The organism is Nocardia sp. 852002-20019_SCH5090214 (genome assembly GCF_001665865.1).
Lineage (GTDB): Bacteria > Actinomycetota > Actinomycetes > Mycobacteriales > Mycobacteriaceae > Nocardia > Nocardia nova.
This window is the reverse complement of sequence record NZ_LZMK01000285.1, coordinates 1-17,782: the sequence shown is the minus strand read 5'-3', so window position 1 is coordinate 17,782 and position 17,782 is coordinate 1. Positions and strand designations below refer to the sequence as shown.

General features: G+C 64.3%; 12 protein-coding genes. 10 read left to right on the top strand and 2 right to left on the bottom strand.

Annotated features, from left to right (window positions below):
- Nucleotides 1–7: 7 nt before the first annotated feature.
- From dapA to A5780_RS21930, 9 genes are all read left to right on the top strand, one after another.
- Entirely contained in the window at nucleotides 8–898 is an 891-nt protein-coding gene (dapA, locus tag A5780_RS21970) for a 4-hydroxy-tetrahydrodipicolinate synthase (protein ID WP_064909514.1), read from the top strand.
- A gap of 438 nt (nucleotides 899–1,336) precedes the next feature.
- A complete protein-coding gene (locus A5780_RS21965; protein ID WP_064909457.1) occupies nucleotides 1,337–1,681 on the top strand; it encodes a WXG100 family type VII secretion target in 345 nt (114 codons plus the stop codon).
- A gap of 4 nt (nucleotides 1,682–1,685) precedes the next feature.
- Nucleotides 1,686–1,991, top strand: a complete 306-nt coding sequence (locus A5780_RS21960; RefSeq protein ID WP_064909456.1) for a WXG100 family type VII secretion target — start codon at nucleotides 1,686–1,688, stop codon at nucleotides 1,989–1,991.
- Nucleotides 1,988–3,361, top strand: a complete 1,374-nt coding sequence (locus A5780_RS21955; protein WP_064909455.1) for a hypothetical protein — start codon at nucleotides 1,988–1,990, stop codon at nucleotides 3,359–3,361. The genes A5780_RS21960 and A5780_RS21955 overlap by 4 nt, the downstream gene beginning before the upstream one ends.
- 37 nt (nucleotides 3,362–3,398) lie before the next feature.
- Nucleotides 3,399–3,668, top strand: coding sequence for a hypothetical protein (locus A5780_RS21950; RefSeq protein WP_082976640.1), 270 nt, complete (start codon nucleotides 3,399–3,401; stop codon nucleotides 3,666–3,668).
- Nucleotides 3,658–4,149 (top strand): hypothetical protein, encoded by a 492-nt coding sequence (locus A5780_RS21945; RefSeq protein ID WP_064909453.1) that lies wholly within the window; start codon nucleotides 3,658–3,660, stop codon nucleotides 4,147–4,149. The genes A5780_RS21950 and A5780_RS21945 overlap by 11 nt, the downstream gene beginning before the upstream one ends.
- Nucleotides 4,150–4,540: 391 nt before the next feature.
- Nucleotides 4,541–5,500 carry a DUF4357 domain-containing protein gene (locus A5780_RS21940; protein ID WP_082976639.1) on the top strand — a complete coding sequence of 320 codons (960 nt, stop codon included), beginning with the start codon at nucleotides 4,541–4,543 and terminating at the stop codon, nucleotides 5,498–5,500.
- Nucleotides 5,501–5,737: 237 nt separating this feature from the next.
- Nucleotides 5,738–12,091, top strand: a complete 6,354-nt coding sequence (locus A5780_RS21935) for a DEAD/DEAH box helicase (protein ID WP_064909451.1) — start codon at nucleotides 5,738–5,740, stop codon at nucleotides 12,089–12,091.
- Nucleotides 12,091–14,304 carry a 3'-5' exonuclease gene (locus tag A5780_RS21930; RefSeq protein WP_064901744.1) on the top strand — a complete coding sequence of 738 codons (2,214 nt, stop codon included), beginning with the start codon at nucleotides 12,091–12,093 and terminating at the stop codon, nucleotides 14,302–14,304. The genes A5780_RS21935 and A5780_RS21930 overlap by 1 nt, the downstream gene beginning before the upstream one ends.
- A 13-nt stretch (nucleotides 14,305–14,317) precedes the next feature.
- On the opposite strand, the gene A5780_RS21925 is transcribed toward A5780_RS21930, so the two are convergent.
- Nucleotides 14,318–14,683, bottom strand: coding sequence for a hypothetical protein (locus tag A5780_RS21925; RefSeq protein ID WP_156769601.1), 366 nt, complete (start codon nucleotides 14,681–14,683; stop codon nucleotides 14,318–14,320).
- Between the two features lie 213 nt (nucleotides 14,684–14,896).
- Nucleotides 14,897–15,445, bottom strand: a complete 549-nt coding sequence (locus A5780_RS21920; RefSeq protein ID WP_231983048.1) for a TetR/AcrR family transcriptional regulator — start codon at nucleotides 15,443–15,445, stop codon at nucleotides 14,897–14,899.
- 272 nt (nucleotides 15,446–15,717) lie between these two features.
- Here A5780_RS21920 and A5780_RS21915 point away from each other — a divergent pair, with 272 nt between their 5' ends.
- Complete coding sequence (locus A5780_RS21915; protein WP_197521831.1) at nucleotides 15,718–16,980, top strand: lipase family protein; 1,263 nt, start codon at nucleotides 15,718–15,720, stop codon at nucleotides 16,978–16,980.
- The last annotated feature ends 802 nt before the right edge of the window (nucleotides 16,981–17,782 follow it).

Sequence of the window (17,782 nt, the reverse complement as noted above, 5' to 3'; positions counted from 1 at the left end):
CACGATCATGGTGGACACCCCCTTCGGTCGAGTCATCACGGCGATGGTGACCCCCATGCACGCCGACGGCTCGATCGACTACGACGGCCTGCAGAACCTCGCCGTATATCTCGCCGACCACGGCCATGACGGATTGCTGGTCAACGGGACCACGGGTGAGTCCGCCACCACCACCGACGAGGAGGACTACGCCTGCGTGCGGGCGGTGGTCGAGGCAGTGGGCGACCGGGTCCAGGTGATGGCTGGCTGCGGCACCAACGACACCGAGCACTCGACTCGCGCGGCGCGCGAAATGGTCGCCTGCGGAGCGGACGCTCTGCTCGTTGTCACGCCGTACTACAACAAGCCGCCGCAGGACTGCATCCTCGAACACTTCCGCCTCGTCGCCGAGGCCGGCGGCGGTGTGCCCGTCATGCTGTACGACATCCCGGGCCGGACGGGGACGGCGCTGAGCACCGACACCATTCGTCGCGCGGCCGACATTCCCGCCGTGCGCGCCGTCAAAGATGCCAAGGGCGATTTCTTCGAGGCCAGTCGGCTTATGTCGCAGACGGACCTGCTCTGGTACTCCGGCGACGACGTCGTCAACCTGCCACACCTCGCTCAAGGCGCGACCGGCATCGTGTCGGTGGTCGGTCACGTCGCGGGCGATCACTACGCGGAGATGATCGCCGCCGTCGACCGCGGCGACCTGTCTCGGGCACGCGAGATCCACCGGCGCCTCATCCCCGCCGTCGATGCGATCATGCACGTCTCGCAGGGCGCCATCCAGGCCAAGGCCGCGATGAAGATGCTCGGCGTCATCTCCTCCGATGCGCTGCGAATGCCGTACCGGCAAGGGCCGCCGGAGCATCAGCAACGTCTGCGTGCCGGGCTCGAGGAATCCGGTTTGCTGTAGACAGGCACGTCAACATCGCTGTGCGGCAGCCTAGATCGAATCAGCTACGCTGGCCGAAGCCGAACGGTGAGAACGACCCCTCTCCCCGCGAGTGACCGGTACCTGTCCACCCAGGACCACGAAGAACATTCGAATACGTCAGTCATCGAAGTCGAGCCGGATCTCTCACCGGTCGTTCAACTTCGACCGATGCCACTCGCCCAAGCGACGCAGAAGTATTGCTCGGCAGCCGGCGAGTCGAACGTCGGATCAGCAGGATCGTTGACCACATCGTAGGTCGCACCCCAACGGGGCTGCCCAGTCGCCCAGGCCGATTGGCGATGGCGGAGCGGCTCGGCGTGGACCGACTTCATCGGTTGATCAGCGACGTGTTTACGCGTCGGTCATCACACTCGATCATGATGGACGGACGGACCGCCGATCGCTTAGCATCGCCGTGTGACTGATAGCGGGGGGAACATTCCAGCTCCTGGCCACGGGTTTTCGGTTGTCCCGGAACAGGTGCGTGATGTCGGGATCTACATCTACGGCTTGGCCGACACCCTGTCCGGAGCTCTGAATTCCGCGGGTGAGGAAGTCGCCGAACTGCTCAACGGCAGCTGGACCGGCGACTACGCCGACGAATTCTCCGAGGGCTGGACCGAGGTCCACGACGGCGGGCGGCAGATATTCGCGGCACTGACCACCATGGCGGAAAAGCTCGGAGTCACAGCCGAAACATTCCAGTCGGTGGACGCGAACAATGCTGCGGCGCTGGATATCCCGAAGCTGAACTGGACGTAGTCCGGTGGCTTCACAGTTCTCGGTCGACCTCGAACACCTCGACCGGATCGTGTCCCGGCTGTCCGGTCTGGCCGGCTTCATCGCTGACCATCTCGCCGATATCGAACACCGTGTCGCAGCCCTCCAAGGCACCGGCTGGGAGGGTGTTGCCGCCCGCGCCTATGACGACGCCTACCGCGAATGGGTCAGTGGCGCAAAAGAACTCGTCGAAGGCGTCAAGGATATGAGCGACGCTGCCAGACAAGCCCACACTGCGTACAGCACGGCACTGGAACTCAACGGGCGGATGCTGCGGAGCGGGCAACAGTGATCGTCGACTGGCAGATCTACTACGACGCCGCCAAGAAATGCCGCGACCTGGCCGACGAACTGCGTAAGGCCGACAAGCCTGTCCACGACGCGATCAAGGGCGACTGCCTGGGCATGGCCGGCGACGCCCCCGGCTGCGCGGACTGGGGCAAGGCCTACGACACCGCCGCCAGACAGACCCTGCAGGCCAGCGCGAGCCTGGCCAATGCGCTGACCAACTACGGTGCGGTTCTGTACGCGATAGGCCACAACTATGGCGTCGCCAACAAATCCAATCCCTCCCCGCCGCAACCCGACGTCAGCCAGGTCGGCGAATACAAGGTCTCCCTCCCGTCTTCGGTGGCCGACAACGGGCCCGGCCTCGACGATCACGGCGCGGTCAAGGAATTCTTCGACAAGCTGCTGGCCAAGGTGCTCAACACCTTCGGCAAGCTCCCCAACGGCGATAAAAACAAGCTCGACCGGGCCCACACCGTCTGGGACACATTCGCCAAGCACCCCACCGTCACCGGTGCCGCCGCCGGCATCTCCGGGATCTCAGCGATGTTCGACGGGATGGACGACGCCACCAACCGGGGCCTGCTGCAGGACCATTTCGCCACCCTGAAAACCAGCGCCGACACCGTCGCCACCTCCGCCCAGCAGATGGCCGCTCCCGTCGCGGATTATCGCGATGCCACGGTTGCGCTCGGCAGCGACACCAGCAGCAAGATCAACACCCTCGAACTGACCATCGCGGTCACCGCGATCGCCGGTGGCCTGCTGGCTCTGTTCAGCGCTGGTACCTCCGCGGTCGCCGCGACCGCGGCCATCGACGCCGACGTCGTCACCACCATGGAGGCCATTCAGGCCGCCTACCAGGCCAGCCGGATGAAGACGGTGATCGGCCTGGCGGCCCTCGCCGCCGGTGCCACCGCCACCATCGACGCCTTCCACGCCCTGCCCACCATCGACCTGGACAAGGCCGTCACCAACCTCGCCACCATCATTGCGATGAAGGTCATCGTCGCCGCGGACGGCGCGATGACCGTGGCGACCAAGTACGAAGATCTGCCACAGGCCCCGGGCATTCCACTCGGCGGACTCACCGATGAATCCGAAGCGTACGTCAAGGGAAAGCATGTCCAGGGCGGCAACAACGTCACGCCCGACAAAAGCACCTTCCCCGAAGGTACCGACCTCGACGCACTGGCCGAGGCCGCGGAGAACGTCACAGCTCGCGGGCCGAACGATTACGGCAACTACGAACGTGAGGTCGATGCCGGGCATCCGGTCGGAAACAAGTCACAGAACAACGGCGGCCAACCGACGAACAAGTACAAGGTGATCACGGACAGGTGGGGTACCGTCGTAAACATGTTCCCTGAATAAGGAGGATGAGTTGGGGATAACGATTAGCGTGCAGAATATGAACCACAATGAGGTGGAGTCGTTCTCCGGCGCTGCCGCCGACACGCTGTCGGATATAGTCTTGGATTCACCCACGGGTCCGATGATGCGCGGGATTCATAAATACGCCGACACCATGTTCAATTCATACCAGTTGAAATTCTTTCTGGAGGAGCTGGATTCCGCGAATCCGCGGAGTGACTCGGAGCGAGAACTTTTCTCCGTCCTGCGGCGAGCATCGGAATCGGCGATCCGGCAGCAAGGTTACCTGTGGTTCAGTGGCGACTGACCAAGGTGGGCCGATAATCAACACCCGCGCCGGAGGACATATCAGGCACCAAAAAGCCGAGCGGACGTTCCCTCTGAGTGCGACGGACTTCAGCGTTACGCGGCAGCTGACGTACGAACTTTCGAACATCGCACAGGACGAGCTTCAAGACATCGGATGGACCGCTGATACAAAGCATTTCCTCAAAAATCTCCTGTATTCGGTTTCTCGCGAGTTGGAAGAACCGAAACAAGTACAGTTGACGATTCGAGAGATCGACAACCACACAGCAGCGGAGCTGAATGCGAAACGGCGGGCCGCGGAGCAAAGCGATCCTGAAGCGCCGATCATAAGGACTATCCCTGACATCGTAAATATTTGGCTCACAGCGCTCCGCATAGTATGGCAGCACCTCGGGCCTTTAGAGGGCAGGTACCGAACCGGCTACGACGAGCACGAGATAGAAAGCGCTCTCGCCGCCGTGGAAGTAATGGCCCACTGATTCGAAATCCATCTGTAGGAGCGAGGTAGTCGACCACAGCACAGCGTGCCGGAGTCCCCACGCCTTCTACGACGCCCTCACCGCTTGGCACTCCGCCATCAGCCTGGCGGGCCCTCTCGACGGACGAGATATGATCTTGAACCCGCTGTCCGCTATGTCGGTATTCTGGATGCGTTTTCAAGCAGAGCGGGGTTATGCGCCGGCGGTCAGCAAGTAGGCCGCAGAACGCATCCGTTCGAACCCGTGGGATACCCTCCCAGATATCGAGGAGTGAATTGGCCGGCTTTCTGTCGGCCGAAACGGACGTCCGCCTCGGTTTCCCTTCCGTCCCTTGGCAATCCGGCCTACGATACCCACCCAGCGCGAGCGGGCCACCGCTATTGTCGGACTTATGCACAACAGGTCCGATGGTTGCACCGTGCAGCTCCACCTCCTGACGGGCGACCCCCACGGCGTCAAAATTCTCAGACGTGCCGGATGGGATGGATACGTCCTCGCCGTCCCCCGAGCCGATGTCGAGACCGCGCGGGGACTCGAAGAGCTGAACAAGGGCGCAACCGTCATCCTGCTCGGTTCCACCACCGACAACCGGCCTCGTGTCCGTGTCGGCCATGCCAATCGAGCAATCGACCACCTTCCGATGTTTCTCGCCGATCAGCGTTGGACCCAGCTGTTCGCGCTCGGCAGAGAGGGCGACTTTCCGAAGGTTCTTGCTCGCCGAATCGCCCTGTCGATGACCGAAGCGGCGAGGCGCACCAAGCTGGCGGATGTCGTCGACGCCTATCCCACTGCGCCCAAGGAAATTTCCGCGGCCGTTCGCGCCGAAGCAGACGTCTTCTCGCGCGAGACACTGACGTTTCTGGCGCTGTGCGGGGTGACCGTCTTCGGTACATCCATTCCGACCACCCCGGCGTCGATTCCAGCCGAGTCGCCGGCACCCGTAGCCTCGACTTCAGCGGCTGAGACGGCCTCGACTTCAGTGGCTGCCACGCCAACACCGAGCCGACCGAGACCGACGACGAACATGCCTACTGCCAAACGAATGCCGGTCGTCTCGTCCCGGAGTACCGGGAAGGCACACTACGACGAGGACATCCTGCTGCTGCTCGACCTCGGCCTGCTTCACCCAGGCCAGAAACTGATTTTCGAACAGCCCCGCAAACATCGGCGACACATCGCTTTCGTGGAACCAGACGGCGGGATACGGTTCCAGAACATCCGGTATGGATCGCCGTCGTATGCCGCAGTGGCCGCGGCAGGCTACAACAGCAACGGTTGGATGTGTTGGCGCACCGCGGACGGCCGATTGCTTGACAATCTGCGCAAGCAGGCCCGTAAGCGCAAAGGTTAGGGACCGTCATCACCTGATTCGATCCGCTGCGCTGGCCGACCCGCACGGTCGTGCGCAAACGTAACGACGTTGATGGCTTCATCGATGTCTTCCCCGCGCCCCGGATCCTCCCGGACCACACAAGCCGCCTGTACCCGGCCAATATGATTGACCAGCCAGGTATTCGCGACACCGGTACCGGTGCATCCGAGTCACAGCAAACGTGCATAGCGACCGAACAGCGGAGGGGAGTCGATCATGGGGGCGTTGCTGCCCACGCTGCAGGCCAATCGGCTGCGGGAGGGGTTGACCGACTACCTGGCCACAACGTTCGCTCTGACCGATGCCGACACCAAAGGTGCTCTGGTCGACTTCATCGAGCATCCACGCGACGGGATGTTCAAAGGGCCGTATGTGCGGCTGCGACTGCCGTTCGCGCCGGCGACCGGCAACTGGGGGATGCATCTGGACTGGTTGCCGCCGGGGTTCGTGCCGTATGGGCATCAGGCGAAGGCTTTCGAGCGGTTGTCGACGAAATTCCAGGCGCGACCGCAGCCGACCCTGGTCACCACCGGTACCGGATCGGGTAAGACCGAATCGTTCCTGATTCCGATTCTGGATCATGTGCTGCGCGCCAAGAAGGCCGGCGTGGCAGGGATGAAGGCGCTCATCATCTATCCGATGAATGCGCTGGCCAACGACCAGGAACAGCGGCTGGCGAGGCTGATCGTCAACAATCCGGAGCTGGCGGGCGTCACCGCGGGCCTCTATACCGGTGAGGGCGCGTCCAGTGGACGGACGCTGGTGTCGGCCGACGGGCTGATCACCGATCGCCGGCTCATGCACGATTCGCCGCCGGATATTCTTCTCACCAACTACAAAATGCTCGACCACATGCTGTTGCGGCCGGACCGCGCGCCGATGTGGCGGCAGTCGGCGCATTCGCTGCAATATGTGGTGCTCGACGAATTCCACACCTACGACGGTGCGCAGGGCACCGACGTCGCTATGCTGCTGCGCCGGCTGGGGTTGACCCTCAAATCGTATTGGTCCGACGACGCCGACGTCAGCGCAGAGGATCGGGCGCGGCCGCTGGGACTGATCACACCCGTGGCGACATCGGCGACGCTGGGGTCGGAGAAGGCGCCGACGGCGATGCTCGACTTCGCCCACACCGTTTTCGGGGAGGCCTTCACCGCGGATGCCGTAGTGGGCGAGACCCGGCTCACGCCGGAACAGTGGCTCGCACAACGTAATCCGGACCTGGACAGGTCGTACCGAGCGATCAGCCATCCCGCGCTCGACGAAGACTCCATGCGCGAGTTGGCGAAGCAAGTCGACCGCTCGTTGAACAACGCGGGGGCCACGGCAGTTATCCTCGCGACCTTGCTCGAGCGCGCCGACAGCGAAGGAGGTCTCGCGGAACGCGCGGCCGACCTGCGCAAACTGAACGCCGGCGAACTGCTCGACCTGCTGAAGACCCACCGGGTTTTCCACAACGTGCTGCGTGCGAGCGAAAAGGCGATATCGCTGCCCGAGCTGGCCGAGCGGGTACTCGAAACCACCGCCAGCAGCGCCGGTCAGGCACGCGACGCCGCGCGGCGGCAACGCTACCTCGAATATGTCTTCGCCGCGCTGTCGGACCTGCGCGCCCGTATCGGCGGCTCTGCACTGAATGTCGATGTGCACCTCTGGGTTCGCGAGCTGTCGCGCATCGACCGGAATCTCGCCACCAATGCCGAATTCCATTGGGCCGACGACGGTTCGGTGGAGGATGCCGGAAAGAACTTCTTCCCGGCGGTGTTCTGCCGGCACTGCGGGCGTTCCGGATGGGGTGTGCGGCTCGGGCCGACCGGTAACACCCTGGATGTCACCGACGAGTCCATCCGCGGCTACCACGCCGGCGGCGGACCGCGGTTCCGGACGCTGATATCGGCGCCGGTGGAGGCACAGCTCGGCAAGGACATCGACGGGCTCCGGTGGTTGCGGATCAGCGAACGCGAAATCGTCGACGAGACACCGGATCCCGAGAGCGCGGAGGTGCTCGAGGGACGCATCCTGCCGGTTTTGGTACTCACCGGACTCGACGCCGATGACAACTCGCAGAAGGATCTGTGCCCAGCCTGCCGCACACCCGACGGCATCCGATTCCTCGGCAGTGCGGTGGCCACGCAGCTGTCGGTCGCCTTGTCGAATATGTTCGGTGATGCCGAGCTCGACGACGCCGAGAAGAAGGCGTTGATGTTCACCGACAGCGTGCAGGACGCAGCGCATCGCGCCGGATTCGTCCAAGCCCGCTCCCACACCCTGAGTCTGCGCTCCACCCTGCGCAGCGCGCTCGGCAGCGTCGCCGCGGATTCCCAGCTTGTGCCACTGCCCGATCTGTGCGAGGCGGTGATCGAACGCGCCGGAGAGGATCCGGCCCGCCGCTACAGTCTCCTCGCACCGGATATCGTCGAACGCGACGAGTTCCGGGCGTACTGGGATCCTGCGACGAATCCGGCCGCACGCGCCAAGGCGCGCCGAATCGTCAGTCGCCGTGTGCAATTCGATATCGACCTGGAATTCGGCCTGCAGTCGCGACTCGGCCGCACCCTGGAGCTCACCGGAAGTGTGGTCGCCGAGGTGGATCTGGGCTCGCAGCACCGAATCGTGGACATGGGCACCGCCGCGGTGCGCGGTTCCGAACACCAGTTGACCTTCGACGAGCCCGATCCTGCGGCGGTGATCCGGTGGGTGCGCGGCACCGTCGAGCGAATGCGGACCCAGGGCGCCATCGCTCATCCGTGGCTCGACAAGTACATCACCAAAGATGCCAACCGGCGCTGGGTGTGGGGTGGACGACGCAAAGACGAAGGCATGCCGGCCTTTCCGAAGGGACGACCCGCTCCCGCGTTCCCCGCTGTTGGCGGCCGCACCATCCCCGAGGGGTTCGACGCCATCACCGCCCCCGCCGCCTGGTATGCGCGCTGGGCGACAAAGTGTCTGGGCGTCTCCGCATTCGAAGGTGGATTCCTGGCCCGGTCGCTGTTCGCGGTGCTCGCCGAGCAACGCATCCTGTCCACCAGCACCACCGAGAAGAAACTCACCGTCTATCAGTTGCGAGACGTGGCAGTGCTGGTCGGTGCCACCGAGCTGGCCGATCTGGAGGCCGGGCGCAATCTGCTCACCTGCGATGTGTGCCAGACTCCCGTTCCCGGGACCGACACGGTGACAACGCAACTCGACGATGCGCCGTGTATGTCGGATCGCTGCCCCGGCACGCTGCACCGCACCGAGCGCACCACCAACTTCTACCGCAAACTCTACGACGAATCGGAGATGAAGCGGGTCGTCGCCCGGGAACACACCTCGCTGCTGCCGACCGAAGTTCGGCTGGACTACGAGACGAAGTTCAAACGCTCAGATCTCGACCCCACGGCACCCAATGTGCTCGTAGCGACGCCGACACTCGAAATGGGTATCGATATCGGCGATCTGTCGACAGTGATGCTTGGATCGATGCCGCGCACTGTGTCTTCCTATCTGCAGCGGGTCGGTCGCGCCGGCCGTTCGACCGGAAACTCTCTGGTGCTCGCCTTCGTTCGCGGACGCGGCGAACATCTGCCCAAACTCTACGATCCGACCTCGATCATTCAGGGAGAGGTGCGCCCACCGGCCACATTCCTGAAAGCCGAGGAGATCCTGCAGCGCCAGTACGTCGCCCATATTGTCGACCGCCTGGCACGCGAACCCGGCGCCCAGGATCCGATCCAGGCCCGCGCGGTCCTCGGCACTTTCGACCAGGGCAGTTGGATGGCAACACTTCTCGCCCTCGCGGACGAACAATCCGAACTGTTGCTCGACGAGTTCCTCGCACAGTTCGATGGGCTCCTGGACGAACGCGCACGAGATGCGCTGCGCAGCTGGGCGGCTCGGTCCGGCGACGACCAGCCCAGTGAGCTGGTCGCACATCTGCGCGAGGCGGTACATCGCTGGAACCGAGACGTGACGGAGCTGACGACCCGCCGCAAGGCCGTCGATGCCGCGGTGCCGGAATTCGAGAAGCGCGCCAACTCCCCCGCCGCCACCGACGACGATCGCCGCGAATTGCGCACCGCTCGAGGCACGTTGCGCATCCTCGGCAAACACATCAGCGACCTCACCACTGAGCACTGGGTGGGTGTGCTCGAACGGTACGGGGTGCTGCCCAACTACACCCTGCTCGACGATTCGGTGACGCTGGATGTCGGCATCACCTGGTTCGATCCGGAAAGCAATCAATACGCCGGGAAACCAGAAAGTTATCAGCGCGGCGCCCGCGTGGCACTCACCGAATTGGCGCCCGGTGCAACCTTTTACGCCCAAGGGTTGGCGGTACAGATCGACGCGGTCGATCTGGGACCGGGCGAATCGAATATTCACATCTGGCGCATCTGTCCCGACTGCGGATGGGTGCGCATCACCCAGGCCGCGGTCGATACGCCGCCGCCGGTGCAGTGCCCGCGCTGCCACACCTCCGCCGTCGCCGACGTCAGCCAGCAACTGCGGGTTGTCGAAATGGCACGGGTGTCCGCGGAGGTGCGGCGCGACGAGGCTGCCATCACCGACGCCCGCGACGACCGCCGGCGCGAGCAGTTCAAGGTGGTCGCGGCCGCCGATATCAATCCGGACGAGGTTGTCGATCGGTGGTTCGTCACCGACCGCGATTTCGGTGCGGAATACCTGCAGCACAACGATATTCGCTGGCTCAATGTGGGCCGGCGCAACTCGCAGGGCGCCAAGCGGTTCATCGCCGGAGAGGAAACCGCGAGCGGTTTGTTCCGGGTATGTTCGGGCTGTGGTCAGCTCGACCGGGTCGCCGGCGCCAACCAGGCCCACGAACACCGCGCCTGGTGCAGATACCGCAATGCGACCGATGAGAAACATGTGCGGGAGATCGCGCTGGCCCGCACCCTGCGCACTCAGGCTGTGCTGCTCCATGTGCCGAACTGGCTGCAGTTCGACATCTTCACCTATCCGAGTCTCAGTGCCGCGGTATTGCTCGGACTGCGACAGGTGATCGGCGGGTCACCCGAACATCTCGACGTGCTGACCATTGCCGACGCCCTGCACGCCCCGAACCAGCGGGCCCTGCTGATCCACGACACCGTGCCCGGCGGTACCGGCTATCTGGCCGAATTCGCCGATCCCGCGAAGGTGTGGGCGGTGCTGGCCGCCGCCCGAAAAGTGTTGCACACCTGCGACTGTGCGACCGAGCAGCGCCAGGCCTGTCACAAATGCCTGCTGCCGTTCGCACCGCCACATGAACTCGACAAGGTCTCGCGCCAGACCGCGGCCCGCGTGCTGGACGAACTGCTCGGCGCGGGCAAGGACGAGGCCCCGGACTGGAGCAGCTGGGAGGCGGCACTCACCAGGGAGCAGCCGAAGAGGCGAGTCGGGAGCGCGGAATCGCCGCTGGAACGACGGTTCTACGCCGAGTTCATCAAGCGGCTGCGGACCGTCGGCGCGACGATCACCGAGCATCCCGGAACCTACGCGGCGTCGGCCACCATCGTCATGCCGGGCACGAAGATCCGCACCTGGACGCTCACGCCTCAGGTGCAGATGGGTAGCAGCAGACCGGATTTCCGACTGCTCACCCGTGATCCGGAGGTGCCGGAGATCGCCATCTTCGCCGATGGCCGGAGTTTTCACGCGTCGACGGAGGACCGGAATCGGGTTGCCGACGATGCGGGCAAACGGGAGATTCTGCGGTCGGGAAATACGATGGTCTGGTCGTTCGGCCACGAGGACCTCGAGCACTTCATCGCCAACACCGCCCTCACACCGTCTTGGCATTCCGCGAAACGTGCCGAAACGATAATGAAAAACGGAACTCTGCGTCCCGCATTGCTCAAACTTCTCACCGCGGACCCCATCACCCAGCTGCTGGAGTTCATGCTCGATCCCGCCCGGGAGGCATGGGCCGCCGTCGGACAGTGGCTGCCGATGATGTTCATCGGTAAGGACCGAGCCAAGGGTGAGCTCACCGCCGTCGTTCCGTGGGCGCTCGATCTCCTCGACGGAAAGCCGCCGACCATCCCCGACGGCGAGTACATGTGCTGGTCGTACACCGATGGCCCCCTGGTGATTACCGCTGCCATGCGGTCCGCCAGCGGTCCAATCCACGCCGTGCTGGCGCTCGATGACCGTGACGACAAACTCGGCATCTCGAACGGCCAGGCATGGAAGGACTGGGTGCGGCTGTCGAACTGGTTCGGCCTGTGCGACAACCACATGATCACCGCCTACAGTCTGCTCGCAACCCAGCGCGGCGGCCCCGAACCGACGCCCGCCGTGCGCGAGGTTCAGCTCGATTCCGCATGGCAAGCTGCTTACAGCCAGAGCTTTTCGACCGCTGAGAAAGAGCTCGTGCGCGCCCTCGCCGCGGCCGAGGTTCCCGTTCCGGAAGTTGGCGGTGAATCGGAGGAGGGCGAGGTTCTCGACTTCGCCTGGCCTCAGGCCCGGGTAGCAGTGCTGTTCGATACCGAATCGGAAGCCGCGCGACTGATGGCCGACCGCGGGTGGACGATCTGTCCGCCCGACGCCGAGCGGATCGTGGAAATCTTGAATACGAACGGGGCGAGGTAGTGGCAAATATCGTCATCGCGACCAACACCAAGGCCATGGGCAAACTCGACGGTTCGGTACGGCGCAAAGCCTTCGACTTCCTCGAGAAGCTTCAAACCGACGACACCGCACCGGGTTTGCACATCGAGCCGATCAAGGGGGCCGTCGACTCGCGGGTTCGCACCGGCCGGGTCGACCTGAATCATCGCGCCGTCCTGTTCCGTCTCGATCCGGAAAACGGCGGGACCACCTACGTCTACATGGGGACCTGGAAACACGATGTCGCCAATGCCGTAGCCGAGCAGTCCACGCTGCGGATCAACAAGATCAACGGCATTGTCGAGGGAGTCATCGGCAAGATTCGCGATGAATCCGGCGAGGAGAAGGCGCCGAGCGTCGCCGAGCGCACACCGTCGGCCGCGCTCCCCTATCTCGCGGCCGTGGGATTCACTCTCACCGATCTGACCGACCGGCTCGGCCTGGACCCGGATCTCGCCGCCCGAGCCCTCCACGCGCCCGACGATTTCGCGATCAACGATCTCGCCGCCGAAATCGACGGCTGGCAGGGTGACGCACTGCTCGATCTGGCCTGCGGCACCGGAATCGACGAAATTCGCGAGAAGTACTCCTTCACCGAACATCCGGTGGACGAGACCCTCGACGACGACAGCCAGATCGTCGCCGCCCTCGAGCATCCCGCCTCCAAAATGCAGTTCGTTTACGTGGACGACAGCGAGGAGTTGCGCCGCGTCATCGAAGGCGGCGACTTCGCGGCGTGGCGGACGTTCCTGCATCCGGAACAGCGTGCGTATGCCGAGAAGAGCTTCAACGGACCGTTCCGGCTCTCCGGCGGTGCCGGAACCGGTAAGACCGTCGTCGCCATCCACCGGGCCCGCAATCTGGCCCGCTCCAACCGGCAAGCGCGCATCGTGCTGACCACCTACAACAGGACCCTGGCCAAGGAGCTGGAGGTCAATCTGCGAATACTGGATCCGCACATCCCGATCGCCGCTCGCCTCGGCGATCCGGGCATCTATGTGGCGAGCGTCGACAAGGTCGCCAGCGACGTCCTCGCCCGTGCCGGTGACCTGACCGCGGCCACCACCGCGGTGTTCGGTACCGCGGTCGAGGTCACCACGCGCCGCCCGGATCCCTTCGAGCAGATCTGGTCCGCGGTCACCGATTCCGGCGACCACGGCCTCGACCACAGGCTCGCCACCGCGGCCTTCCTCGACCACGAATATGTGTCGGTGATTCTGGCCAACAAGGTCACTCGGCTCGAGGAGTACGTGCGTGTCAGCCGCGCGGGCAGAGGTGTGCGGCTCAGCCGCGCCCAGCGAATCGCGGTGTGGAAACTGGTCGAAGCCTATCGGCGCCACAACCGTGCCGACGGCCGCCTGACCTTCCCCGAAATCCAAGCTATCGCCGCGGAACAGCTTGCCAGGCAACAGGATGCGGGCCAGCCGCCCCTGGCCGACCATGTGCTCGTCGACGAGGCACAAGACCTGCACGCCACCCACTGGGCGATGTTGCGCGCCCTGGTGGCCGAAGGACCCAACGATCTGTTCATCGCCGAGGACTCACACCAGCGCATCTACGGTCAACCCGTCGTCCTGGGCAGGCTGGGAATCAAGATCGTGGGGCGTTCCCGCAGGCTCACCCTGAACTACCGCACCACCCGGCAGAACCTGCACTTCGCCATGAGCATCCTCTCCGGCGCCGACTACCACGACCTCGAAAGCGGGGACGACTCCACCGAGGGCTACCGGTCGGCACGGCTCGGACCGAATCCGCAACGGATACATTGCGTTTCGGCGTCCGAAGAACTCGACGCCGTAGCCGGCATCGTTCGCGGCTGGCGCGACAGCGGCGTCCCACCCGAAACCATCGCCGTCCTGACCCGCGACAAGAACAGCCGCACACAATTCGTGCGCGCGCTCAGCGAACGCGACATCGACGCCCGAGCCCTGGACGACAACCCCGCCACCCCCGGACATGTCCAAGTCCTCACCATGCACCGCGCCAAAGGTATGGAATTCTCCCGCGTCATCCTGGCCGGCGTGGACGACGCCCATGTCCCGTTGCAGGCCGCGCTGCGATCGGTTCCCGAAGAGGAACGAGCCGAGGCAGAACTGCGGGAGCGGTCGCTGCTGTACGTGGCGGCGAGCCGGGCACGGGATGAGCTGGTGGTGACGTGGAGCGGGCGGGCGTCGGCCCTGCTGGGTAGCGGGTAGCGCCGGGGTCGGACTATTCGTCGTCGGTATCGTCCGATGTTGCTTCGTCGGCGTCGAGAAAGTCCGATGCGATCCCGTAGAGGCTATAGCCGTTGTGGACCCATACATCTGGGCCCGAAAGCGCTTTTCGCTCAGGATCTCCGGTGGCCGCGCAGATGATGTGCTGCGCCAAACCCGTCGGTGTCCAGGACCCGGCATCGTCGGGCTCTGCGCACCAGACCAGCGGCCGATGGCGGTCCGCCTGCCATCGCGCCCTGCCACGTTCCGGCTTCTCTGCGACCCACTCCTCGACCTGTTTCACCACCGCTGCGTTGATGACGCCCTCCAGATCTATGACGAGCAGCTCGCCAGGCGCGATCAAATGGTTGTCGACGATCACATTGACCGACCGCGCACGACGCACACGGGTGGTAGTCGCCGTCACGTCATCGCGTTGGACACGTTCGACATCGGCTAGCGACCTCTCGCTGTTCCCACCCCCAATGCTGCGGAGTGCTGCAGAAGATCTCTCGGGGTATAGAAATAGACGCGGTGACGTGACTCCGCCACCCACTCGGGAGACCGTGCTTGCTGGATGGAACGACATACAGTGTCACTCTCTTTCCGCTGTAGCCCCCGTCATGACCATATTCACCAGGCGCTCGATATATGCGGCGTCGGGTCCCGGCGGTCCAATCACCTTGTGCGAGAACAAGACGTGACTCAACGCGGCTCCGGTCAACATCTCCAGCAACGTGGTGATGTTGGTGGCGGCGGGCAAGTCGCCGCGGTCGATGGCGCGCCGCACTATGTCTCGGGTCGTCGCGAATCGGCTGGCGCTGATGGTCCGGGTGAGCGGTTCGAGAAGCTCGGGAAACACCCGGGCGTCGAGTGCGACTCGCAGAGCGATCAACCCAGCTTGAGATTGATAGCCGGTAAGTAATTGGTGTGTCAGCTCTTTCAGATCGCCCCGTGTCGTGCCTGTATCGATCGGGTCGTGCAGCGGCGAGAGCTTCTCGAGTGCTGCGATGAGCAGTTGGATCTTGGTCGGCCACCGGCGGTAGATCGCCGCGCGGCCGACTCCGGCTGTCTTGGCGACTGCGTCGATGGTGAAGCCTGACCAGCCGGTTTCCCAATAGACGGTCTGCACTGCGGCGAACACCCGAGCCTCGATGCCCGGGTCTCGCGGACGGCCACGTGCGGGCGCGGTGTCCTGCGGTCGCCTCGGGGAACTCACGATCTCGATTGTGCCGGACGATTGCGGTTCCGAATCCTTGACTTTCGGACACTGAGTGTCTGTAATTACTTCACGCAGCCGCCCTGTGTGTCTTGTGTCACTACCGAGGAGCTGTGGTGGGGGTCGACGGGATGGAGCAATACGCAATGGGACGCAGTGTCCGGACCTGTTCGGCAGCGCTTGTGACGGTGCTTGGGATGTTGTTCACCGGGGTCGGCACGCCGCACGGCTCGGCAAGCCCCGCCGATGTGCCGGCGCCGTCCGGTTCGTGGGGGTCGTTCTACGATCCGCCCGCGGTCTTGCCCGGCGTAGCAGCAGGCGATGTGATTCGCGAACAGCCCTTCACCCCGGTTCTGTCGGCCGCCTCGCCGACGGGCACTTTCCCCGGCTCGGCGCGGCGCATCATGTATCGCAGCGTCGATGACGCCGGTCGTGCGATCGCTGTGACCGGCACATATTTCGAGCCCAGCACTCGGTGGCCGGGCACGGGGCCGCGGCCTTTGGTGTCGCTGGCTTCGGGAACGATCGGCGAGGGGCGCCAGTGCGCGCCGTCGATCGCGATGCAGTCCGTGCTGAACTACCGCCCGCCGTTCGACATGTCGATCGCCTACGAACAGCTGGCCGTCGATTATCTACTGGCACAAGGGATCGCGGTCGTCTTCACCGATTACGTCGGCCTCGGAACGCCGGGACCCCACCCCTACGGTAACCGCACCGCCTCGGCACGTGCGGTAATCGACGCGGCACGTGCGGCGCAGCGCCTGCCGGGAACCTCATTGAGTTCGCAAGGGCCGGTTGGGTTCTGGGGCTATTCCCAAGGAGGTCACGCCGCCGCGGCCGCCGCGGAGCTCCAGCCGACCTACGCGCCGGAGCTGAACATGAAGGGCACCTACGCCGGCGCCCCGCCGGTCAAGCTGGACGACACCCTGGCCCGAGCCGAAGGAAGCACCCTGATCGGAGCCGTCGGCTATTTCCTCAACGGCGCCGTGCGCACCAACCCGGAAATCCAACCCGTGCTCGACCGTGTCCTCAACGATCAGGGCCGGGCCATGATGCGCAACACGGCCAACCAGTGCGTCGCGGAAACCTTGCTGAGCTACTCGTTCCAGCACACCTCGCAATGGACCACCACCGGCGAATCGCTGGGCGCGGCGGTCGTCGGCGACCCGGTCGGGCGACGCATCGTCGAAGAACAGGCGGTCGGAAACCTCACCCCCGGCTCACCGGTCCTGCTCGCCGCCAACGTCAATGACGACGCGGTCCCCTACAGTCGCGTGCACGACCTCGCGCAAACCTGGTGCTCGCGCGGGGTTCCGGTCACCCTCGATACCATCGAGCTGCCACCACTCGTCCCGGGAACCGCTGTCGGCCATGGGATTCCCGAGTTCGCCAACGTGCCGACAGCCGCCGCGTGGATGATCGACCGTTTCAACGATGCACCTGCGCCGCACTGCGTCTGATGCGGGGGTGTCTCTGAACGTCCACGGCTCTCGGCCTCAGCTGAGCCTGTCGACAGGAGACGCATCACCTCAACCGCAGCACGTGGTTCCGTCCTGACAGCGGACTCGATCATCGTTCCACGCCCCGACGTCCCCATGAGCGACTCGGCGGTGACCTGACCATTTCCCGACTTCGCTCATGCACTGTCACGATGGACGGCCGGTCGCAAAGCAGACAAACCCGTACACGACGCGATTCGCAACGACTGTATCGGCATGACCGGCGATGCGACAGGCTGCAAGGAATGGGGCGAGTCCTACGACAAAGCCGCCCACCACACACTGCAAGTGTCCGCGAGCCTCGCCGACGCTCTCACCAACTACGACACCGTATTCTATTGCCCACGGCTACAACTGGGGAATCGCGAACAAATCCGACCCGCCCCCACCCGCAGCCGGACACCAGCCAAGTCGGCTTATACACAGTCTCCCTGCCTACCGCGGTCGCGAAAGGCTGCGGGCGCGGGTTCGAAGACCACGGCGTCAAAGAGTTCTTCGACGAACTGGAGGAGTTATGGGAGCCGATGAGGCACCTCGGGCCATCGTTGAGCACGAGGATCGTTGGCTGTTCAAGCCTCTACGCGGGAGAACCGTCACCAGGATAGAGTGGAAATCGGACCATCTCGAACTCGTCTTGGACGACGACCATTTCCGCATTCTGGTCGGGTACGACACCGAGCTGTCCGCTAGTGTTCTGCGCCTGAAATCCGTTGGGTAATTGTAGGATTCGTCGGTGGCGAGGACGGGGCGGCCGAGGTCGGGG

Coding starts and splice junctions, on each gene's coding strand:
- dapA (WP_064909514.1), top strand. CDS start 8: ATGGTGGACACCCCCTTCGGTCGAGTCATCACGGCGATGGTGACCCCC.
- A5780_RS21915 (WP_197521831.1), top strand. CDS start 15,718: ATGTTGTTCACCGGGGTCGGCACGCCGCACGGCTCGGCAAGCCCCGCC.
- A5780_RS21940 (WP_082976639.1), top strand. CDS start 4,541: ATGCACAACAGGTCCGATGGTTGCACCGTGCAGCTCCACCTCCTGACG.
- A5780_RS21935 (WP_064909451.1), top strand. CDS start 5,738: ATGGGGGCGTTGCTGCCCACGCTGCAGGCCAATCGGCTGCGGGAGGGG.
- A5780_RS21950 (WP_082976640.1), top strand. CDS start 3,399: ATGAACCACAATGAGGTGGAGTCGTTCTCCGGCGCTGCCGCCGACACG.